Below are 19,932 nucleotides of genomic sequence, written 5' to 3' on the forward strand. Positions count from 1 at the left end.
CATCCTATGTATGACAATTTGTCTCTTATGTCTAAACCAAAAGAAAAGTCCCTGCACTATCACTGCAGGGACCGTAAGAAAATTCGAACCATTAGCGCCCGCCGCAACGTCCGCCGCATCCGCCGCAACGACCGCCACACCCGCCGCAACGTCCACCGCATCCGCCACAACGTCCGCCGCACCCGCCGCAGCCAAAGCAGCCAAAGCACAAGAAACAACCAAAGCAGCCAACACCTATAAGACGGGAATCCTCCATGGAATACTGTGGTTGATTTTGTTCCCATGGAACCGGCTGGGTTACTTGAAAATCGTCAACATTCAGCATTTGAAGTTGATTTTGAAACTCATTCATTTATATAACCTCCATATAGTCATTAATAAGGTAGTGCTTCGTTACAGAAAAAATCACAATGTAATAGGCTGGGAGTCCGAACCACGTCAAGTACTCCCTCCAACAAAATATGTAAGGGGAGTTGGTATTGTCACTGATACAAAAGCCTATTTTCACCGTACGGCCGGTTCCCGGAGCCAAGCTAAAAAAACCAGAAGGCTGGAATCCCCCTGGTTTTCATGCTGAATTTCAATTATGAAGTCTACAGCTTAGTTCTGAAGTTGTTCAAACCGCTTCCAGTTTACCGCTTTTTCCAGAACGATCGATATTATGACGCCCATGATGAGCCCATTCGTTAAAAACGGCTGCAAAAGCGATGGAATATTCGCGAAAGCTCCGGGAAGTACGTTCATCAAGCTCACGCCGATCAATACTGGTACGGCAAGCCTGAAGATCGTATCCGAAGTGAAATACTCCCCCTTGACACTGTTGAAGGCCGTGCCGAACAATTGAAGGTACGCAACGAACAATACTGCATTCCCAACGGTTATCGGCATCGTTGCCAGGAAAGAAATAAAAGGAGGGATCAGTCCGATTATGGTCAACAGCATGCCCCCCAGTAAAAAGGGTTTCCGCTCATAAATTTGAGTGCTTTGCAGAAATCCGATGGAGGAGGTGAAAGGCGTATATGGAACAAGGCCTAGCAATGGCGATAAAATGGTGAACCCGCCTGTCATGAATATGGATTTGCGATATTGGTTATTCGATGCTTCCTCCCCCAATAGCTCGGATGCAGCCTGGATCGAAGCGAAGGTATTACATAAATTCAGGAAGCCGGCAAAAAAGGCGATCGCTATGATGCCGAATTCCAGGTTCGGCGTACCCAACGGGAATAATGAAAAAGAAGCACTTGCCGACCCCGATCCGGCCCCCGTAGATGGAAAGAGCAACGCATAAAAAATCCACCCGACGATGATACCGATCAAAATCGAGAAATTACTAATGGTCCTTGGGCCTTTAATCTTCAATATACTTACTAATAAGACAATCCCCAATGAAAGGAAACTGACTGGAATGTTAATTTCCCCCGCATCCGTAATTCCCAACATCCCTTTAAAGAAGACGAAGATGAGCTGGAAGGTCAGGAGAAAAAGGTAAACGGTCATGACCATTGGAGTGAAAATCTTCTGGACGTAACTAATCAGGTTGAAGGCCGAAATGATCATGGTCACGACACCTGCCGCAAGGAGGCCAGTCGCGATTCCCCCTCCTATCTCCACATAACTGAGGCCGATCGATGGCGCAGATAACCCGAGGTTCAGCATCACTCCCCACAATAGTCCGGAATGCCCCTCCATGATAGGGTATTTATGACCCTTCCACCCTTGAATCACACAGGCGATCCCCGTGAAAACGAGCGAGCTCCTCATCGTCATTTCCGTAACATCGGTGGGAAGATCAAAAGCTGCCCCAATCGATATCGGCACGACCACCGTATTGGCAAAAATAAAAAATAACCATTGAAAAGAAGAAAATAGAGTCACGGAAGAACCCCAACTTTTCATTGCTTCCATCTCCTTTGAACATGATACTTTTCTAGCTTATGGCTAATACATGGATCCTCCCCGGAAAGGAAGCCGACGGGAATGCCCATGCTGATAAACGTGAATGCCGTAGTGCACATGCAGAAAATATTGGAACGGTGCGTGAAAAATGCAAGCTCCGGTTCCGATTTTTTGAAGAATGATGGCTATCGCCTAGCTCCTTTAGTTTGGAATATAAAGAGCATTGTTAACCGGTATAATCATCTTCCATTTTATTTCGTTTACAGCATATAGGACCATTACGGACAAAACTGATTAACCAATAAAGCAAAAAGAAATTCCTTTCCAAGCATATAACACAAGTACGTAAAAGTACACGAGATTGAAACGAATGGCAAACGAAGCCCGTCATGTGTTCCAGACACAAAACGAAAAAGGAAATCCGGAAATATCCAGAAATCCTTTTTCGGATTAGCCCTTCACGTCGATGGGCCGTTTTTGTTTACTAAGTGAACCGGAAACGATACTTCCATTGTACATGACCGCTCTTCGCTCAGACCTTCTGGCAACGGCTTCGGCAGAACAGCTGGCGTCAACCAGCACCAGGCTTGCCGCATCCCCAACCTTCGGCCATACCTGGTTCCCTTGTTCATCAAGCGGCGTTTTTCCGCCCGTTATGTACCTCAATGTTTGAGCGAGGGAAACTTCATCCACCCATTTGAAACGCTCGGCCAACCTGCCAGCTCTCTCCAGGATGTCACCATTCCCCAGCGGTGACCATACATCGAAGATATTATCATTCCCTACTGCAACCTCAACGCCTCTTTCATGCAATACATCCACTGGCGGCATTTGCCTATTGATAGGCACGCTTGTGACGATGGAAACCCCGGCATCCCTCAGAATGTCGGCCAGGTCATAAGCTTCTGCTTTGGATACGTCGCCGATGCCGAATGCGTGGCTGATGGCTACCCTGCCCTCCCAGCCTGCTTGCTTGGTTAAAGCGGCCAAACGTTTCATGGTGAACGTACCGAGGTGACCGGGATCATGTAAATGCAGATCAACATCGGCATTCGCTTCCACTGCCAGCTCCATCATTTGCACAAGTGATGCTTCAATATCTAGATCGATCGTTGCCGGATCGACTGCCCCCACGATTCCTGCTCCATTTCGCAAAGCCTCCCTGACAAGCTTGACGGAATTCGATCGCAGCAATCCGTGCTGGGCAAATGCCACGATTTCCGAGCTGAGTCGGTTGGAATAGGTTCCCAAAGCCTGTTGCACTTGCTCCAGGTTTTGCAAGCCAACTTCGGGGTAAATATCGACATGAGTCCTGACATGCGCCGAGCCAGAAGCTAAAAGCACTTCCAATAATGACTCAGCCCGCTTCCGTGTGCTTGTCGCAATGGTCGGAAGCACTTTTTTCTCATTTTCAAAGCGCTCAATGACACCGGACGAAGGGGTACACGCTCTCCATACATCCCCCATCAAGGTCTTATCAAGATGTACGTGCTTTTCAATGAACGAAGGCAGCACAAGCAACCCTTTTGCATCCTCGACAGGCACATCATTCGGAACCGGCTCTCCATCCTTGACCATTCTCGAGATCCTTCCATCCTCGATCAACAGATGAAATAGGCCGGTAATGGTCCCCGTCACTCTTCCATCCTCTTTTTGGAAACCACATTCCAACCGTGCATTCTTCAACCAAAAGATATGATCCATCCCTCTCATCCCTTCTTAATTCACTTCTTCGCCAAGGCCGTTTCCCTGTTCAATCCACCGTAAATCAGACTACCACCGGAAATGACCGCTGCCCTTCTTGATCTTCTTGCCACTGCCTCGGCAGAGCATGATGCCTCCACCAGTACCATGCTTGCCGCATCCCCCATCTTCGGCCATAGACGGTTTCCTTCACGGTCCAGTGTCCTGATGCCTCCTGTTATGAATTGGAGCGATTGAGACAATGCATACTCATCCTTCCACTTGTAACTCTCGGCCAACCGGCCCGCCTTTTCCAGCATATCGCCTGTACCGAATGGAGACCATGAGTCATAAAACCCATCACAGCCAAGAGCTACGTGAACACCTTTTTCATGCAATACATCGATTCGGGGCATGACCCGGTTAATCGGAACCGTAGACATGATGGAAATCCCCAGACTTGCTAATTCCTCCGCCATTCCAGCGGATTCTTCAAGGGAAACATCACCGAGTGCAAAGGCATGGCTGATGGCCGCCCTGTTTTTCCATCCCGCTTCATCGATCAAGGAGGCCAGTTTCTTGATCGTATAAAACCCTAGATGTCCCGGATCATGCAGATGGATATCAATATCCGCATCAAACTCAACAGCTAGGTTCATCATTTCATAGAGGGAGGCTTCAATATTCTGATCGATTCCGCCAGGATCCAAGCCGCCCACTATCGAAGCCCCCGCTTTCATCGCGTGCCTCATCAATTCGGTCGAATTCGTCCGGAGCAATCCATGCTGCGGGAAAGCCACGATTTCATGCGTCATTTTGCCTTTGAAGCAATCTAACGCTTTCTGAATTTCTTCCAAGTTCTTCAAACCAATGTACGGATCGATATTCACATGAGTTCTGACGTGCGTCGCGCCGCCCTGCAGCAAAAGCTGAAGCATTTGTTCCGCACGATGCTGCCCGGTCCGTGCCAATTCAGCCAGCTCCGCCGCTTCCAATTTCAATCGTTCCGTTAAATTCGGCACCGGGGTGCATGATTTCCATGGGAGTCCTAAATAGGTTTTATCAAGATGATTATGCATCTCTTTAAAAGGGGGAAGGGCAAGCAGCTTTGTGGCATCTTGTACGGGCAGATCCGTCATCAAAGGCAAGCCTTCGGCCACTTGCATTTCTTCGATCACCCCATCCTTTATCCGGATGTTGTATAATGTGGTTTCCGTTCCTTCCAGTCTTCCATCCTCATAAACATATCCGCTATCAAGCGTAACATTGGTAAGCCAGTATGCTTTATACATTACATCACTCTCTTTAATAGAAGATTAAACACCTGTCGTCGCAAAAGCTGAAATCGACCCGCTTACGACATTGCCCCTGAAGATGACAGCGGCCCGCTTCGCCCTCCTAGCCACCGCTTCTGCCGAACAGCTTGCTTTTAGCAGGACGATGTTCGCCTCATCGCCAACATTCGGCCATGTCCTGACTCCTTCTTGGTTCAATGGCGTCCTTCCGCCTGTTATGTGCTGCAGGCTGCTTGCCAAGGAACGTTCTTCAATCATGCGGAACCTCTCGGCAAGGCGACCTGCTTTTTCAAGATTGTCACCGATTCCGAATGGAGTCCAATGATCCGTGATGCTGTCATTGCCAAGTTCGACTTTCACTCCTTTTTCACGGAGCAGCGGGATCGGGATCGTTCTGAAGATAGGCACAGTGGAGGTAATCGAGATGTCCAATTCCGAAAACCTTTCGGCTATGCTCGTTGCCTCCGAAACCGAAAGATCTGCTAACCCGCTGGCGTGACTCACCGTCACCCTTCCCTGCCAACCTGCGTCTTCCGTCATGGAAGCGAGCCGCTGCATCGTAAACAGCCCAAGCTGATCCGGATCATGAAGATGGACATCGATATCCGAATTCGACTCAACCGCAATATCCATGATCGTTTCAAGTGATCGCTCGATGTTTTCATCAATGGTGGCGGGATCGACACCGCCTACCAGGTTTGCCCCATTTTTCATGGCCTCCCTTATCAGCCCTACGGAATTCGAACGTAAAAGGCCATGCTGGGGGAAGGCGACGATTTCATACGTCAATTTATCTTTGTATCCCTCCAAAGCCTGAACGGTGGCCTCTAAATTTTTCAGGCCAATTACGGGATCTACATTACAATGGGTGCGTATATGCGTAGATCCGAAACCCAATAATAAATCGAGCATTTTTTCCGCTCTTGCCTTGGCGGTAGGCAACAGCTGAGGAAGTAACGCCTGCTCTTCTTCTATCCTTGTTTTCACCCCGTTTATGGCAGGCATGCAAGCCTTCCATGGCCCGCCGTAGTAAGTTTTATCAATATGGATATGCATTTCCTTAAACGAAGGAACCATCAGCAGGCCCCCTGCATCATGCTGCGGGTCTTGATCTGATAAAGATTCCTTAGCCGATAAAATCGCGGATATTTTCCCATTCTCAATCTTAATGTGATGATTCCCGGTTTCCGTACCGGTGATCACTTCATTTTCATTATACGTGAAGCCTTTTTCCAGCCGAACATTCGTCAACCAATACGATCGTGACATTGAACTCACCCTTCCACTACATATTGAACATGCGTCCCTTTCATTATAGCTCTCCTGCCAATTGAATAATTTCAGAATTTTTACTCATTTTTATGTTATTTTTACATATTGCATAAATTGCCCCAAGTTGGGATGGATTGGACTTGGACCGTCCCTGGTGCCCCCTTTCCGCTGGGCCACTTTATTCGCGAGTTTAGGCTGAGCACCGAATTTGAGGCGGGTGCTCATAAAAATTGCGCTTTTCTCATGCTTTTTGTACCGTTTCTCGCCAGCTACATGTGGACAATCGGGATTGCCTCTTTGTCATCATGCAAAGTGGCATGAAATGATCATTGTCCAAATCCACCTATAAGGCGGACTGTCTGAATTTTTCTTTCGTTTTCATCCAGAGTGCCGTGGAAAGTCTCATCACAGTAATCGAGTTAAAACAAAAAGGCTTCTGAAGAAATCTCAGAAACCTTTTCATCAGCAAACGGAGTCCCGCCTATATTGGGGCGGACCCATTGCTTTCATCACTTTATCGTTACTTCATTAATTTCGAGATAGCCTGAAGGGCTGATCGAGAAGCCTTTTACATCCTTTGCGACCGCAGCTACGTTTTCAATGACCCTTACCGGAATATATGGGGTATCCGCCATTTCGATTTCCTGGGCCTCGGCGTATAATTCCTTGCGCTTTTGTTCTTCTTTTTCTTTCCTTGCCGCATCTATCAAATCATCAACCTTTTGATTGCTGTAAAAGAACGTATTGCCGGCCGCTCCCTGTGAATTCGTATGAAATAGATTGTATTGATTATAATCGGCATCACCTGTCGCGTTTCTCCAGCTGATGATGAACATTTCCGATTGCCCTTTATTCACTTGTTCGACGAACGACCCGTACTCCATGACCTGTACCTTCAAGTGGATTCCGATTCCTTTTAGTTGCGATTGCAGGACCTCGGCCAAGTTGACTCTTTCTTTACTATCCATTGTAAGGATGGTAGCGTCCAAGCCTTTTGAATATCCGGCTTCGGCCATCAGCTTTTTGGCTTCTTTGAGATTATAATCATAGGCTTCCAAACTTGCATTATACCCAAATACTTTAGAGCCCATCAACGAGTTCGCCTTTACTCCGACATTATTAAAGACGCCTTTAATGATCGAATCCATTTCAATGGCATGGGCAATCGCTTTACGGACCCGGACATCATTGAATGGTTCATTCTTGACATTGAACCCTAAATATTCGGTACCATATCCCTCGCTGCGGTAAACATCCATTGCCGCTGAGGATTCCACTTGATCCATGACCGCTATCGGAAGAGGCTCCGCTATCTGTGCTTCACCGGTTTCAATCATCGATATCCGCGTCGAATCTTCAGGGACAACCTTGAAAATGACCTTGTCCACCTTTGGCTCATTTCCCCAATAGTCTTTGTTCTTCACCAAGGTGATTTCCTGTCCCGGGGACCATGAATCAAATACGAAAGGACCTGTGCCGTTCGGTTCCTGGATAATTTTCTTGCCATACTTCTCGATCGTTTTCGGGCTGATGATTCCCCCTTCGTGATTCGCCAAGATTGAAAGCAGCGGGGAAAATGGCTCCTTAAGTATGAATTGCACGGTATATTCATCAACCGCCTTCACTTCTTTCACCATTTCAAATACGACCGCTCTAGGAGAGGCAACTGCCGGATCCAATAATCGATTGAACGTCTTTTTTACTGCATCTGCGTTGAATGGTGTACCATCATGAAACGTTACATCTTCCCTTAGCTTGAATTCCCAAGTGGTGTCATCTTTTTGCTTCCACGATTTTGCGAGCATAGGCTGTATCTCGCCATTTTTATCCCGCTGCACCAGTCCTTCATAGATCTTATGGTGCGTGACACTGGCAGCATTAATCGTGGACATGAACTGCTGATCCAGATTTTCAGCATCCGATAAACGGGCAATGACCAATGTCCCCCCTTCCTTTGATGCGACGCTCGAATCGTTTGCCGTTTCACTTACACCATTGTTAGAAGAACAGCCTGTAATGATCAATCCGATGAACATGACTAGAATAAGCCTTCCTATGCCAAGATTACCTGCCATGGACCATGACCTCCCGATTTCTTTTTTTGTATATTTATCTAATTATAGAAAATATTCTGACTATTTATCGTGAAAATATTTACTATATTTTGCACTTTCTTTACTTCTTTTCTCTCTCTATTCCTGATTGGGGAGCAACTGATTCTACCATCTTAAATGAGGGCTTAAACAACTGTTGCTCAGGATGTTTCTGATAATCCCTCTCCATATATCCGCTTCTCATCCTATTGAAATATTTTTGCGCCTTATTATTCATCTCTTTCAAATCAAGGCCGGGGATCATTTGATCTTTCATGACGATCTTCCCATTGATGATGGATAAGGTAACGTCCTTCCCGGTGCCGCTTATAAACATGGTTCGGATGGGGTCATCCATGACACCCATATGGTAGCTGTCCAGGCTGACCGCAATGATATCGGCCTTTGCCCCTGGGGCAATCCGGCCTAAATCGTCCCTGCCAAGAAAAGCGGCTCCACCAAGAGTCGCGGACCGAAACAAGTCGGCATACGTGGAGCCTTCCACTTCACTTTCCGCCATTCGTGAAAGCATGCTGCCTACCCTTACGTTTTGGAACATATCTGGAGGGAATGTATCCGTTCCAAGGGCTATATTGATTTCTGCCCTTTTATATTCAGCGAAGGATTCCAGCGCCTCGCCATGCCTGCCGATAATCAGCGGGCAATGAATCACCGTTGTCTTCGTTTCCTTGAGAAGCGCCAAGTCATCACTCTGGCCATATTTCGCTCGGCTGTATCCTGAAATATAATGGGCGTGGGGAATTCCCGTTCTTGGACCGAGGAAACCAAGATCGTACAAGTATTGAATCGGTGTCACGTGATGAGCTTCCCATATCGTCTCGAATTCAAAGCTCCCCTGGGCAGCATGAAGCTTGATCGGTACACCCAATTTATCGCTATAGTATTTTGTCTGTTTTAAACTATTTGCCGTTTGGCACTCTACACGTTCTGGGGCAAGCATCCCTCTTATCAGGCCATCATAGGCTCCATCGAACGTTTCGACAAACTCGACCGCCCTTCGTAATCCAGCTTCACCGGCCTTTTCATCCCAGTGCAGTTTTACCTTGCCGTTAGGCTGGACGACCCTGATCCCGGATTGGAAGCTTGGCCCCAAGTAAATCCTTAGCCCCAATCCAGCTGCATGCTCCGCCGCAGTTGCCAACTCCTCATAGGTTTCGGCCCAGCTTTTATAAAAAACGGAGGTAATCGGCATCGCCGTCGTCACGCCATGAAGGATGAGCTGTGAATATGCATATAGAGATTTGAAAGCTTCATCTTCTTTGGACATCCATTCGGGATGGCCGCTTTTGATATAGTCCTCTGACCAAAGCAGATTTTTCTGTCTATCGGAGCCAGCCTCGAAATGCAAGATATCATGGTCAATGTCCCCTAACGCATTCAAATCAATGAAGCCGGGGCTAATGATGGCATTCCCGGCGTCCAATACCGCATCCACTTCTTGCGAATACTTTTTTCCTACATACAAAATCGTATCCCCTTCATATACGACCTCCGCATTTTCCAAAATGACATGATCGCAGCCATCATGACCAATTACGTATCTTCCTTTAAGCTTCGTTTTCATTTTATTCCCCTTTCCGCAATGCCGCAGCGTTTTCCCGTTCGTCATATCTCCTTTCATCGACATAGGCCCTGGCGTGTCCCCAGAAATATTTCGTCGGCTTCATATACTTTTCCAGCCCCGCACGCTCGATCGTCGAAAAGGCTTCTTCATTCGCTTCGTCGAGTACGGTACTTTCATGAACGGTGTGGACCTCCCTCCCCTCCATGATTAATTTCCCATCGACGATGACATGCTCCACATCATTCGCCACTGCTTGGAAGACAAGCCGATGAACATGCATGAATTCAGGAGTCAGATGCGGCTGATGCAAATTGACCGTAATTACATCCGCTTTCTTCCCAATCTCAAGCGAACCGATTTCATCATCCCAGCCAATGCATTTCGCCGCATCGATCGTAATCATTTCTAGCAGTTTTCCTGGGGGTAAATAGTAATAATCCCGTAGTGCCGCCTGGTGAACGAATTGGGTTTTCCTCATCGCCTGGAACATATCAAAGCTAGTCGAAGGCGAGGTTCCATCGGTAGAGATCGCCACCGTTGCCCCCATTTCCAATAATTCAGTGATCGGCGTTCGGGCAAGCACCTGTCCAAAACCTGGCGAGGCACTGACATTCGTCCCCGTTTCTGCCAGTATCCTTGCCTCATCGAAGGAAATGCCGCGACAATGCTGTAAATGGACATCCGGACCCAACAGGGCATTCTGCTTATCTTGTATCGCTAAATGGATCATCCCGCCAAAAGCATCGGAATGGATCCTCGTATCATATTTACGGGCAATTTCCCGAATTCTTTTCGCTTGATAAAGATCATGATCACTTAGCCCATTTAGCCTGTCAGGAGCTGTGGGATTGGAGGGGTCAACCGATGTGACGATGACAAAAGGTGTAATGAAGGCCCTTGTTCTGTCTTCATTTGCATGATTCAGTGCTTCGATCACTGCTTCCGCTCCCTTTAATACCTCTTCATAGGTAACCTCCTTCACGATTCTTTTCCCATCAACCCATCGACTGAATGAATGAGGCCATGGAGGGTTACAGGGACCTGTGCAGATAACCTCCCTCACCCCCACCTCGGCATAAGCCTTCGCATGATTGATGGCGAAAATCGGGTCATCGGATCGCGGCATCGAGCCTAACACACTTACACCCGTTGTCACACCCGCCTTCAATCTCTCAAGGGCGGAGAGCTTTCCTTCGTAGTACCAAAAATCATCGGTTACAAAATGTTTATACGTATTCGTCATGATCGGCATCCAAAAATCGATATTCTCCATCGCGATGGTCTTGAACATCGAGTGCCCCCCATGGCCATGAACATCTATCAATCCTGGCAATATGCATTGATGGCTGCAATCGATCACTTTTTTCGCTTCATACTTCGATGTAAGTTTTCCGGTTATGCCAACGTCTAAAATCCGTCCTTCGTTTATGGCGATGGCACCATCCGAAAGGATTCGCCTGTTTGGATCCATCGTAATTACAGTTCCGTGAATGAGCAGCAGATCGATCATATTTCCCCTCCTAATCGAGAAGACAGCATAACCATCGTATGCTGTCTTTTCTTTTGATCCATTCCTTATTGAACGGTTATGTCATCGAGCATTAAATAATTTGCCGGGTTCAGCCAAAGCCCTTTAACCGTTTCGCCATAAACAGCCAGATGCTCATAGTTCCGGATCGGAACATACGGCACCTCTTCCCTTTCGATCTCCTGGGCCTTCGAATAAAGTTCCTTACGTTTATCGCCATCTGATTCCTGTCGTGCCGCTTCGATCAATTTATCCACTTCAGGATTGCTGTAAAATGAGCTATTCCCTGCTGCACCTTGGGATTTGCTATCAAAAAGATTGAATTGATTATAATCCCCGTCGCCTGTCGCATTGCCCCAGCCGCCTATGGAAACCTGATGCTCCCCCTTGGCGGTCGCATCAATATAAGCTCCATATTCAAGAACTTGGATTTTCACCTTGATTCCAATTCCTTTTAATTGGGATTGAATCACCTCTGCCATGTTAATTCTTTCCTTACGGTCACTTGTCGTTAAAGTGATTTCCATGCCCTCCTTGACTCCGGCTTCCTTCAATAGCTTTTTGGATTCATTAATATCATAATCGTATCCCTTTATATTCGGATCATAGCCGAAAACCTTCGGACTCATCGTTGAATTTGCCTTTGTACCAACATCGTTATATACCCCTTTGATGATGGAATCGACTTCGATGGCATGTGCGACCGCTTTCCGGACACGAACATCATCGAACGGCTTTTTCTTGACATTGAAGCTTAAGTATTCGACGGCAAGTCCTTCGGTGCGATAAAGCCCCATCGTGTCCGACGCCTCGATGCGATCGATTTCCGTCACGGGCACTTGATCGGTCACATGTGCCTCACCCGTTTCGATCATGGCAATTCTCGTTGCATCTTCAGGGACGACCTTGAATACGACCCCATCGATCTTCGGTTCTTTCCCCCAATAGTCTTCATTCTTTTCCAGCTCGATCGCTTCTCCCGATTTCCACGATTTGAAAACGAATGGTCCTGTCCCAACCGGATTTTGGCCAAGTTTATCACTATGCTCTTTAATCGCCTTTGGACTTAAAATGCTTCCTTCATTACTGACCAATATCGAAAGTAGGGGAGCATATGGATATTTCAGTTTGAACTGTACAGTCGTATCATCCACTACCTTGATTTCCTTGATCATTTCCAATTTCCCGGCCTGTGGCGAAGAAGTCTTCGGATCCAGTAATCTGTCGAAATTGGTTTTTACCGCTTCAGCATTGAAAGGTGCCCCATCATGGAATTTCACGCCCTCACGCAATTTGAACTCCCATGTTTTATCATCGAGCTGTTTCCATTCCTTCGCGAGCAATGGCTGTGGTTTCATGTCCTTGTCAGGAACGACCAATGTTTCATACACCTTTTCATAGACGACGTTTGCCGAAGGAATGTCCGTAATGAAATGCGGATCAAGTGTCGTCGCATCAGAGAGCCGCGCAACGACCAATGTTCCCCCTTCTTTCGCTTCCCTTTCTGGCTTCTTGCTGCTTGTTTGATCTGATGTACATCCAGATAAAACCGTCGAGATACATAATAACGATGCAAATAGTAATCCAGTTATACCTTTTCTCATGATAGTTGTTCCTCCCTTTCCTACTTCCCTTTGATTTCCACGCAACTTTTACGATGAGCACATTGGGCATAATCAAATTATAAGAAAAAACAAAATTTTATATTTTCAGAATCTTTACTCATTTTTTTATTATCTTTACTGCTTTCAGGCATCATATTTACTTCGATACCTATTTTGCATAAATTAAATGAAAGAAAAGGAGGAACTGTCATGAAGCCAGAGGTCGTTATCAAGAATCCAGGATTGAAGCTAAACAAAAACAAATCTACAAAACCACAAAACTGGAAAGCCTTTTATAAAAAGTTCAAAAGAAATAAGTTGGCATTGGTAGGCGGATACATCGTACTTTTTTATATTTTATTGGCCATTTTTGCACCTGTCGTTTCACCGCAGGATCCATATGAAATCGATTTGGTCAACAAGCTTCAGCCACCTACGGCAGAGCATTGGATGGGGACGGATGATAAGGGAAGAGATATTTTGAGCAGGTTATTATATGGGACTCGCCTTTCCTTAACGGTGGGATTCGTTTCCGTTTTCTTCGGCGCCTTCATTGGCATCCTCTTGGGATTGACGGCTGGCTATTATGGAAAGTGGATCGATACGGTCATCATGAGGATCGTGGACGTCCTGCTTGCCTTCCCGGGAATATTGCTGGCCCTTGCCATCATAAGCGCCCTGGGACCAAGCTTAATCAACGTAATGGTAGCGGTTGGTGTGTTTTCCATCCCCATGTTCGCCCGAATCGTACGGGGTTCCACACTTTCGGTCAGGAAGCTTGAATACATTGACGCCGTTCGTGCATTGGGAGCCACCGATTTCACGATCATATTCAAGCACATTTTCCCTAATATCCTTTCACCCGTCATCGTACAAGCGACATTGCGCCTGGCAACGGCCATTCTTTCGGCAGCCGGCTTGTCGTTCCTCGGACTAGGAGCCCAGCCTCCTTCACCGGAATGGGGCGCGATGTTAAGCAGCGGACGGGACTATTTGTTCAGCGCTCCGCACATCGCTTTATTTCCGGGCATTGCCATATCCACACTTGTACTTGGCTTCAATGTCTTCGGGGATGGGTTGAGGGACGCCCTGGACCCAAGAATGAAAAAATAAGGAGGAGAGAACATGTTCGTATTCATCGTCCGGCGCATTTTGCAAACGATACCGGTATTGTTAGGAGTAAGTTTAGTCGTCTTCCTCATCATGCAGATGGTTCCCGGTGACCCGGCAACCCTGCTTGCAGGTGAAGGTGCGACAAAAGAAACGATAGAAATGATCAGGCACCAGCTTGGTTTGGACCGCCCCATCATCTATCAGTACGTTGATTATGTGATTCATGCCGTACAAGGCGATTTCGGCGAATCCCTCCGGAGCAGCCGCCCTGTTCTGGACGAGATTATGGTCCGCTTGCCAATTACCCTTGAACTCGCACTTGCCAGTATTTTCATCACCGTCGTGTTTGGAATGGTGGCCGGAATCATCTCGGCAACCAAGCAATATTCTGCAGCCGACATTTCCATCATGATCGTTGCTTTATTAGGAATCTCCCTGCCTAGTTTTTGGTTAGGGCTGATGCTCATCTACTTTTTTTCCGTCAATCTTCATTGGTTTCCCGTTTCAGGCTGGGGGACCTTCAGGCATATGATCCTGCCTGCGATAACCCTTGGTGCCGGCGGAGCGGCGATTGTCGCCCGGATGACCAGGTCAAGCATGCTTGAGGTCGTTCGTCAGGACTACATTCGTACCGCGAAAGCAAAAGGATTGAAGGAGCATGTCATCATTTATAAGCACGGGCTGAAAAATGCGCTGATCCCCGTCATTACGGTCGTTGGCCTCCAGTTCGGTGCACTCCTTGGCGGCACCGTATTGACCGAATCCGTATTTGCCATCAACGGACTTGGACGATTGATCGTGGATGCCATCAGAACGAGGGATTTGCCGATGGTCCAAGGCGGTGTCCTTATCGCCTCCGTCATCTTCGTATTCATGAATTTGGCTGTCGATGTCCTCTATCGATACTTTAACAAGCGAATAGACCTAAACTAAGGAGGTACGTGATGAAACAGTTTGATGAAAAAATCCTGGAAGTTAAAAATTTACAAACTCACTTTTTCACAGACGAAGGAACAAGCAAAGCCGTGAATGGAATCAGCTTCACCCTGAACAAAGGAGAAACGCTTGGAATCGTAGGGGAATCAGGAAGCGGGAAAAGCATCACCTCCTTATCCCTGTTAAGGTTAATTCCATCCCCTCCCGGTAAAATCACCGGCGGCAGCATCCTTTTTAAAGGAGAGGACCTGCTTGCCAAAACCGAAAAACAAATGCGGTCGATTCGCGGAAACGAAATTTCGATGATCTTCCAGGAACCGATGACTTCATTGAATCCGGTATATTCAGCGGGCGAACAAATTGCAGAAGCCATCCGGCTTCACCAAAAGCTTGGAAAAAAAGAAGCGTGGAACAAAGCGGTCGACATGCTTCGGCTTGTCGGAATCCCTTCCCCTGAAAAAAGGGCAAAGCAGGAACCGCATGAACTGAGCGGCGGAATGAGGCAAAGGGTCATGATTGCGATGGCACTTGCCTGCCACCCTGAGGTATTGATAGCGGATGAGCCTACGACGGCGCTTGACGTGACGATCCAAGCGCAAATCCTGGAACTGATAAAATCGCTGCAAAAGGATTTCGGAACGGCTGTGATTTTAATCACGCATGATTTAGGTGTCGTGTATGAAACATGCGATAAGGTGGCGGTGATGTATGCCGGAAAAATGGTTGAATACACCTTGGCGAAAGAAATTTTCACCAACCCTAAACATCCTTACACCATCGGATTATTGAACTCCCTTCCTCGCCTCGACTTGGATCAGGAGGAATTGACCACCATCCCCGGGACCGTTCCAAGTCCGTATGATATGCCCAAGGGCTGCAGCTTCGCACCCCGTTGTGCACATGCGAAGAGCATTTGCGAACAAGCCGTACCGGATCTCGAATCAATCGGACCCGACACATTGGTCAGCTGTTGGATGTATACCCCGCAATGGGAAAAAGAATATGAAGCGGAAGAGAAAGTGGGGGTTCAATGATGGGAGCAACGGTGGAAGACAAGAAGGTTTTGCTTAAAGTAGATCAATTGAAGCAATATTTCCCGATCAAGGGTGGTTTTTTCGGAAGGACCGTTAACCATGTAAAGGCCGTCGACGACATCAGCTTCCATATTTATCAGGGGGAAACGTTAAGTATAGTCGGTGAATCCGGCTGTGGTAAATCGACAACCGGACGGGCCATCCTTCGATTGGATCAACCTACAAGCGGGCAGATACACTTTCAGGGCAAGGACCTTTTACGTTTAGGAAAAAAGGATATGAGGCGTACGAGGAAGGATTTGCAGGTCATCTTTCAGGATCCCTTCGCCTCCCTCAATCCTAGACAGACGATCGGGCAAATTCTCGGAGAAGCCTTAGCGATTCAAAATGTAGTGCCTAAAGAAAATCGCCGGGGCAGGATTGAGGAATTATTGGGACATGTCGGCCTGAGACCTGAATCACTGGAAAGATACCCACATGAATTCAGCGGCGGTCAAAGGCAGCGGATCGGGATTGCACGGGCACTTGCCGTAGATCCTAAATTGATCATTTGCGATGAAGCGGTATCTGCACTCGATGTCTCCATTCAGGCGCAGGTGCTGAATCTATTAAAAAAATTGCAACGGCAATTCGAACTTACCTTTCTTTTCATATCGCATGACTTAGGGGTCGTGCGCCATATCTCGGATCGCGTCATGGTGATGTATCTAGGAAAGATCGTCGAAATCGCCGACAAAAAGTCGATATTCGAACAGCCTCAGCACCCTTATACAAGGGCCTTGCTGTCTGCGATCCCTGTACCGAATCCCGTGCAGGAAAGGGAACGGATCCTATTGACGGGTGATGTCCCCTCGCCGATCGACCCTCCGAACGGCTGCCGTTTTCATACACGGTGCCCGTTTGTCATGGACATCTGCAAAACGAAGGCACCGGAATTGAAAAGATCAACACAAAATCATCAAGTGGCTTGTCACATTGTGTCATAAATTGTAGATTTCCGCAGAAGTCTTTAGTAAGATACTCATAGACAAAATAATTCAAAAATATAACCAGCAGAGGTTCTCCATGCTAAGTTACGAGGGATTCACCATAATTATCATGCTCTTCATTTTAGCTCCCATCATGGGGGCTATCGCTCTTTTATTTCTATTCATATTCGAAAAGAGAATCGACCTGCTTGAAAATAAAAACAAAGAGATCCGGCTGGAGCAAGCCCTGCAGGAAGCGCAATATAACAAGCTGAACCAGCAAATCCAGCCACACTTTCTCTTCAATACCCTGAATGTCATATTGGGCTTGGCCCGCCTGGACAGGAAGGCCGAATTGATCCGAGCCCTGGAGGCTTTTTCGCAATTCCTGAAATTCAAATACAAAGCTTCCGAGCCATTGATTCCCCTTGCCCAGGAAATTCAGTACACGCAGCATTATCTCGACATCCAAAGCATTCGCTTTGGAGATCGGCTTAAGATCGACATGTCGTGCCCTGACCACTTAACCATCGCACTGGTGCCCCCTTTCATCCTGCAAACATTAGTGGAGAATTCGTTCAAGCACGGCTTGGAAAAAAAGGTCGGGGCAGCCCTTCTTCATATTCAATTCCATTTGGAATCGGAGACGATGTATCTCGTCGTGAAGGATAATGGGTGCATCGGAAACGCCACTTCCGCTGATGAGGATGGCGGACATGGCCTGGACAATATCCAAAAACGCCTACACTTGTATTTCAGCACTCGTGCACATTTAACGATAGCTTCTGATGAATCGGGCACAAAGGTGGAGGTGTCCTGGCCACTTGTTTTTGATACGAAATAGAAGGAGGCACCGGAATGAATGTATTATTAGTTGATGACGAACCACTGGTCCTTGAACAAATGGAATATATGATCCAATCGATATTCCCTTTTTGGAAGTTCCATAAAGCCGCTGATGCTGTTCAAGCCCTTACCCTCAACCAGAATCACAAAATCAACCTCGCTTTCCTGGACATTAACCTTCCAGGGAGATCGGGCCTTGAATTCGGTGAAGATCTGCGGGCACTCAATAAAGATGTGGAAATCATCATGGTTACCGCCCATCAAAGCTTCGACTATGCCCAGCAATCCATCAGGATCGGGGTTGTTGATTACTTAACGAAACCGGTGATTGAAAGTGAATTGCATAAAGTGCTATCCAAGTATCAAGAAAGCGGGGTAACCCAAAACTATTCAAGCCTGATCCATCATTCGCTATCATTCATTCATGAAAATTATGCGGACAAAATCTCGCTTTCGGACATCGCCCGTGAAGTACATACGAACCCGACTTATTTGAGCAGGAAATTCCATGAAGAGGTCGGCACCTCCTTTTCCGAATATTTAATGCACTATCGAATCGAAGCCGCTAAAAGGGCGTTAACCACTAACACGAACTGGAGCATCTCGGATGTAGCTGAACACTCCGGTTTCAACAGTCAGCATTATTTCAGCACGTTATTCCGTAAAATAGAGGGAATTACACCGAAGGAGTTCCGCGAGAAAGGAAAATGACCATTGCGAACACGGACATTTCAAGAATACGTACAAGGCCCGATCCAAATCGGAATGGGCTTAGGAATCATCTCCCTCCTGGCACGCTGGGTGACGGGAACCACCATATTATCCTCTCCTGAGTCCATGGTGAAGTATGGCGTGTTCGGAGGAATCGGCTACGCGATAATGGGGGCGATCGCCCTGTTCATGTTTAGCTTCATCGGCAAGCGGGTTCGGCAGGATTTTCCGGTGGGATTGACCATGGGCGACTATTTAAAAACGAGGCTGCATCCACTGGGATATTGGATCTTGCTGGTCATCCTGGTCATAACCAGCTTACACATTTTATTCATTCAGGGAATGGCCGCCTCCACCCTCTGTCAATTCCTTTTCGATACACCGCTGTATGTCGGTTTATTTTTCTTTTTCGTTTTTTGTGTTCTTTTTGCAGGCTTCGGCGGGTTGAAGCTCATTCATCGTTTCGCCGCCTTTCAAGTCGTTTTCATGTTTGCCGCCGTCATCTTGATTCCTTTATATTTTTTCGTAAAAGAAGGCATCCAGCCCGTTTATGATGGAATCCGCCTGTATCATCCCTATATGCTCGTGATCAATAAATATGATTTATGGAGTTTCATTTTTGCCGGACTGCTCGTCGGATTCGGCCAATTTTTCTTTGATCTGACATCATGGCAGCGTTTGTTCATGATCGAACTGAAAAAGGTTCCCTTAACCTTTTCCTTGTCCGGCCTGATATGGCTCATATTCCCGCTCTCATTTTCATCACTGTTCATCATGGTGATCTTCACTGGCGGCTTCACTGATATCCACTCCATTTTAGAGGGGCTGGCAAACAAGATCACGACGCCATTTTTTTTCATCCTGTTCGTGCTTTGTGCCTTCAGTGCAATCACGTCAACATTCGGAGCCTGCCTGCATGCCTTGGTCAGCCTGATTGTCGCCAATATGATCGATCCCTTCCAGGACAGAACGACCGACCAGCAAAAAATAAGGATGGCCTACCTTCTATCAATCAGTATCGGCGTATTGATATTCATGGCTACACTCTTATATTCCCCAAACCTATTGGAGCTTTTATTTTATTCCGGGAATATCTATTCGGCCTTGCTCGCCCCCATCCTGGTGATCGTGTTCAGCAAAGGGAAAGTCGCCAATTACATTCCGATAAGTGCGGTCTTGGCCATCGCTGCCTCCTACATCATCCAGCCTTATGCAAGTGAATTTCAAAGCATTTGGTTCAGCGGTTTAACATCCTTCACGATCATCGTCGCATGCATGATCTATAGCTTCATCCGGAATAAATGGGAGCTTCGCAAAGATTAAAAAAAAGCTGCCGACATGATGTCGACAGCTTTTTTCCTCTGCTGG

Annotated in this window: 17 protein-coding genes; 8 read left to right on the forward strand and 9 right to left on the reverse strand. The window is 47.1% G+C overall.

Translation table 11 applies throughout. The annotated features are described in order from the left end of the window. Window positions 1–91: 91 nt before the first annotated feature. Both AS888_RS26060 and AS888_RS03895 read right to left on the reverse strand, forming a co-directional pair. Complete coding sequence (locus AS888_RS26060) at window positions 92–352, reverse strand: hypothetical protein (protein WP_081092299.1); 261 nt, start codon at window positions 350–352, stop codon at window positions 92–94. Window positions 353–600: 248 nt separating this feature from the next. Continuing rightward, on the reverse strand, window positions 601–1,896 hold the full coding sequence (locus AS888_RS03895; protein WP_061140864.1) for a uracil/xanthine transporter: 1,296 nt from the start codon (window positions 1,894–1,896) through the stop codon (window positions 601–603). 87 nt (window positions 1,897–1,983) lie between these two features. Between AS888_RS03895 and AS888_RS26290 the strand changes: the two genes are divergently transcribed. Then, window positions 1,984–2,169, forward strand: a complete 186-nt coding sequence (locus AS888_RS26290) for a hypothetical protein (protein ID WP_221408560.1) — start codon at window positions 1,984–1,986, stop codon at window positions 2,167–2,169. Between the two features lie 177 nt (window positions 2,170–2,346). Here AS888_RS26290 and AS888_RS03905 read toward each other — a convergent pair whose 3' ends face one another. From AS888_RS03905 to AS888_RS03935, 7 genes are all read right to left on the reverse strand, one after another. Next, a complete protein-coding gene (locus AS888_RS03905) occupies window positions 2,347–3,600 on the reverse strand; it encodes an amidohydrolase (protein WP_061140866.1) in 1,254 nt (417 codons plus the stop codon). A 20-nt stretch (window positions 3,601–3,620) separates the two neighbouring features. Continuing rightward, entirely contained in the window at window positions 3,621–4,871 is a 1,251-nt protein-coding gene (locus AS888_RS03910) for an amidohydrolase (RefSeq protein ID WP_061140867.1), read from the reverse strand. A 24-nt stretch (window positions 4,872–4,895) separates the two neighbouring features. Beyond that, a complete protein-coding gene (locus AS888_RS03915; protein WP_061140868.1) occupies window positions 4,896–6,143 on the reverse strand; it encodes an amidohydrolase family protein in 1,248 nt (415 codons plus the stop codon). 512 nt (window positions 6,144–6,655) lie between these two features. Then, a complete protein-coding gene (locus AS888_RS03920) occupies window positions 6,656–8,221 on the reverse strand; it encodes a glutathione ABC transporter substrate-binding protein (RefSeq protein ID WP_061140869.1) in 1,566 nt (521 codons plus the stop codon). Window positions 8,222–8,321: 100 nt separating this feature from the next. Further along, window positions 8,322–9,824, reverse strand: coding sequence for an amidohydrolase family protein (locus AS888_RS03925; protein ID WP_061140870.1), 1,503 nt, complete (start codon window positions 9,822–9,824; stop codon window positions 8,322–8,324). Window position 9,825: 1 nt separating this feature from the next. Further along, window positions 9,826–11,334, reverse strand: coding sequence for an amidohydrolase family protein (locus tag AS888_RS03930; RefSeq protein ID WP_061140871.1), 1,509 nt, complete (start codon window positions 11,332–11,334; stop codon window positions 9,826–9,828). A gap of 65 nt (window positions 11,335–11,399) precedes the next feature. Next, complete coding sequence (locus AS888_RS03935) at window positions 11,400–12,956, reverse strand: glutathione ABC transporter substrate-binding protein (RefSeq protein WP_061140872.1); 1,557 nt, start codon at window positions 12,954–12,956, stop codon at window positions 11,400–11,402. 210 nt (window positions 12,957–13,166) lie between these two features. Between AS888_RS03935 and nikC the strand changes: the two genes are divergently transcribed. The 7 genes from nikC (at window position 13,167) to AS888_RS03970 (ending at window position 19,887) form a co-directional block, all read left to right on the forward strand. Beyond that, on the forward strand, window positions 13,167–14,069 hold the full coding sequence (nikC, locus tag AS888_RS03940; RefSeq protein WP_061140873.1) for a nickel transporter permease: 903 nt from the start codon (window positions 13,167–13,169) through the stop codon (window positions 14,067–14,069). A 12-nt stretch (window positions 14,070–14,081) separates the two neighbouring features. Next, a complete protein-coding gene (gene nikB / locus AS888_RS03945; RefSeq protein WP_061140874.1) occupies window positions 14,082–15,002 on the forward strand; it encodes a nickel ABC transporter permease in 921 nt (306 codons plus the stop codon). A gap of 11 nt (window positions 15,003–15,013) precedes the next feature. Next, complete coding sequence (locus tag AS888_RS03950; RefSeq protein ID WP_061140875.1) at window positions 15,014–16,039, forward strand: ABC transporter ATP-binding protein; 1,026 nt, start codon at window positions 15,014–15,016, stop codon at window positions 16,037–16,039. Further along, window positions 16,039–17,025, forward strand: a complete 987-nt coding sequence (locus AS888_RS03955) for an ABC transporter ATP-binding protein (RefSeq protein WP_061140876.1) — start codon at window positions 16,039–16,041, stop codon at window positions 17,023–17,025. Before AS888_RS03950 ends, AS888_RS03955 begins: the two co-directional genes overlap by 1 nt. A gap of 79 nt (window positions 17,026–17,104) precedes the next feature. Next, complete coding sequence (locus tag AS888_RS03960; protein WP_061140877.1) at window positions 17,105–17,851, forward strand: sensor histidine kinase; 747 nt, start codon at window positions 17,105–17,107, stop codon at window positions 17,849–17,851. A gap of 14 nt (window positions 17,852–17,865) precedes the next feature. Beyond that, window positions 17,866–18,564 (forward strand): response regulator transcription factor, encoded by a 699-nt coding sequence (locus AS888_RS03965; protein ID WP_061140878.1) that lies wholly within the window; start codon window positions 17,866–17,868, stop codon window positions 18,562–18,564. Window positions 18,565–18,567: 3 nt separating this feature from the next. Next, window positions 18,568–19,887: an SLC5/6 family protein gene (locus AS888_RS03970; RefSeq protein WP_155645371.1), complete on the forward strand. Its 1,320-nt coding sequence runs from the start codon at window positions 18,568–18,570 to the stop codon at window positions 19,885–19,887. Window positions 19,888–19,932: the final 45 nt, after the last annotated feature.

This window comes from Peribacillus simplex, assembly GCF_001542915.1.
GTDB classification, from domain to species: Bacteria; Bacillota; Bacilli; order Bacillales; family DSM-1321; genus Peribacillus; species Peribacillus simplex_B.

Coding starts and splice junctions, on each gene's coding strand:
- AS888_RS26060 (WP_081092299.1), bottom strand. CDS start 352: ATGAATGAGTTTCAAAATCAACTTCAAATGCTGAATGTTGACGATTTT.
- AS888_RS03895 (WP_061140864.1), bottom strand. CDS start 1,896: ATGAAAAGTTGGGGTTCTTCCGTGACTCTATTTTCTTCTTTTCAATGG.
- AS888_RS26290 (WP_221408560.1), top strand. CDS start 1,984: ATGCTGATAAACGTGAATGCCGTAGTGCACATGCAGAAAATATTGGAA.
- AS888_RS03905 (WP_061140866.1), bottom strand. CDS start 3,600: ATGGATCATATCTTTTGGTTGAAGAATGCACGGTTGGAATGTGGTTTC.
- AS888_RS03910 (WP_061140867.1), bottom strand. CDS start 4,871: ATGTATAAAGCATACTGGCTTACCAATGTTACGCTTGATAGCGGATAT.
- AS888_RS03915 (WP_061140868.1), bottom strand. CDS start 6,143: ATGTCACGATCGTATTGGTTGACGAATGTTCGGCTGGAAAAAGGCTTC.
- AS888_RS03920 (WP_061140869.1), bottom strand. CDS start 8,221: ATGGCAGGTAATCTTGGCATAGGAAGGCTTATTCTAGTCATGTTCATC.
- AS888_RS03925 (WP_061140870.1), bottom strand. CDS start 9,824: ATGAAAACGAAGCTTAAAGGAAGATACGTAATTGGTCATGATGGCTGC.
- AS888_RS03930 (WP_061140871.1), bottom strand. CDS start 11,334: ATGATCGATCTGCTGCTCATTCACGGAACTGTAATTACGATGGATCCA.
- AS888_RS03935 (WP_061140872.1), bottom strand. CDS start 12,956: ATGAGAAAAGGTATAACTGGATTACTATTTGCATCGTTATTATGTATC.
- nikC (WP_061140873.1), top strand. CDS start 13,167: ATGAAGCCAGAGGTCGTTATCAAGAATCCAGGATTGAAGCTAAACAAA.
- nikB (WP_061140874.1), top strand. CDS start 14,082: ATGTTCGTATTCATCGTCCGGCGCATTTTGCAAACGATACCGGTATTG.
- AS888_RS03950 (WP_061140875.1), top strand. CDS start 15,014: ATGAAACAGTTTGATGAAAAAATCCTGGAAGTTAAAAATTTACAAACT.
- AS888_RS03955 (WP_061140876.1), top strand. CDS start 16,039: ATGGGAGCAACGGTGGAAGACAAGAAGGTTTTGCTTAAAGTAGATCAA.
- AS888_RS03960 (WP_061140877.1), top strand. CDS start 17,105: ATGCTAAGTTACGAGGGATTCACCATAATTATCATGCTCTTCATTTTA.
- AS888_RS03965 (WP_061140878.1), top strand. CDS start 17,866: ATGAATGTATTATTAGTTGATGACGAACCACTGGTCCTTGAACAAATG.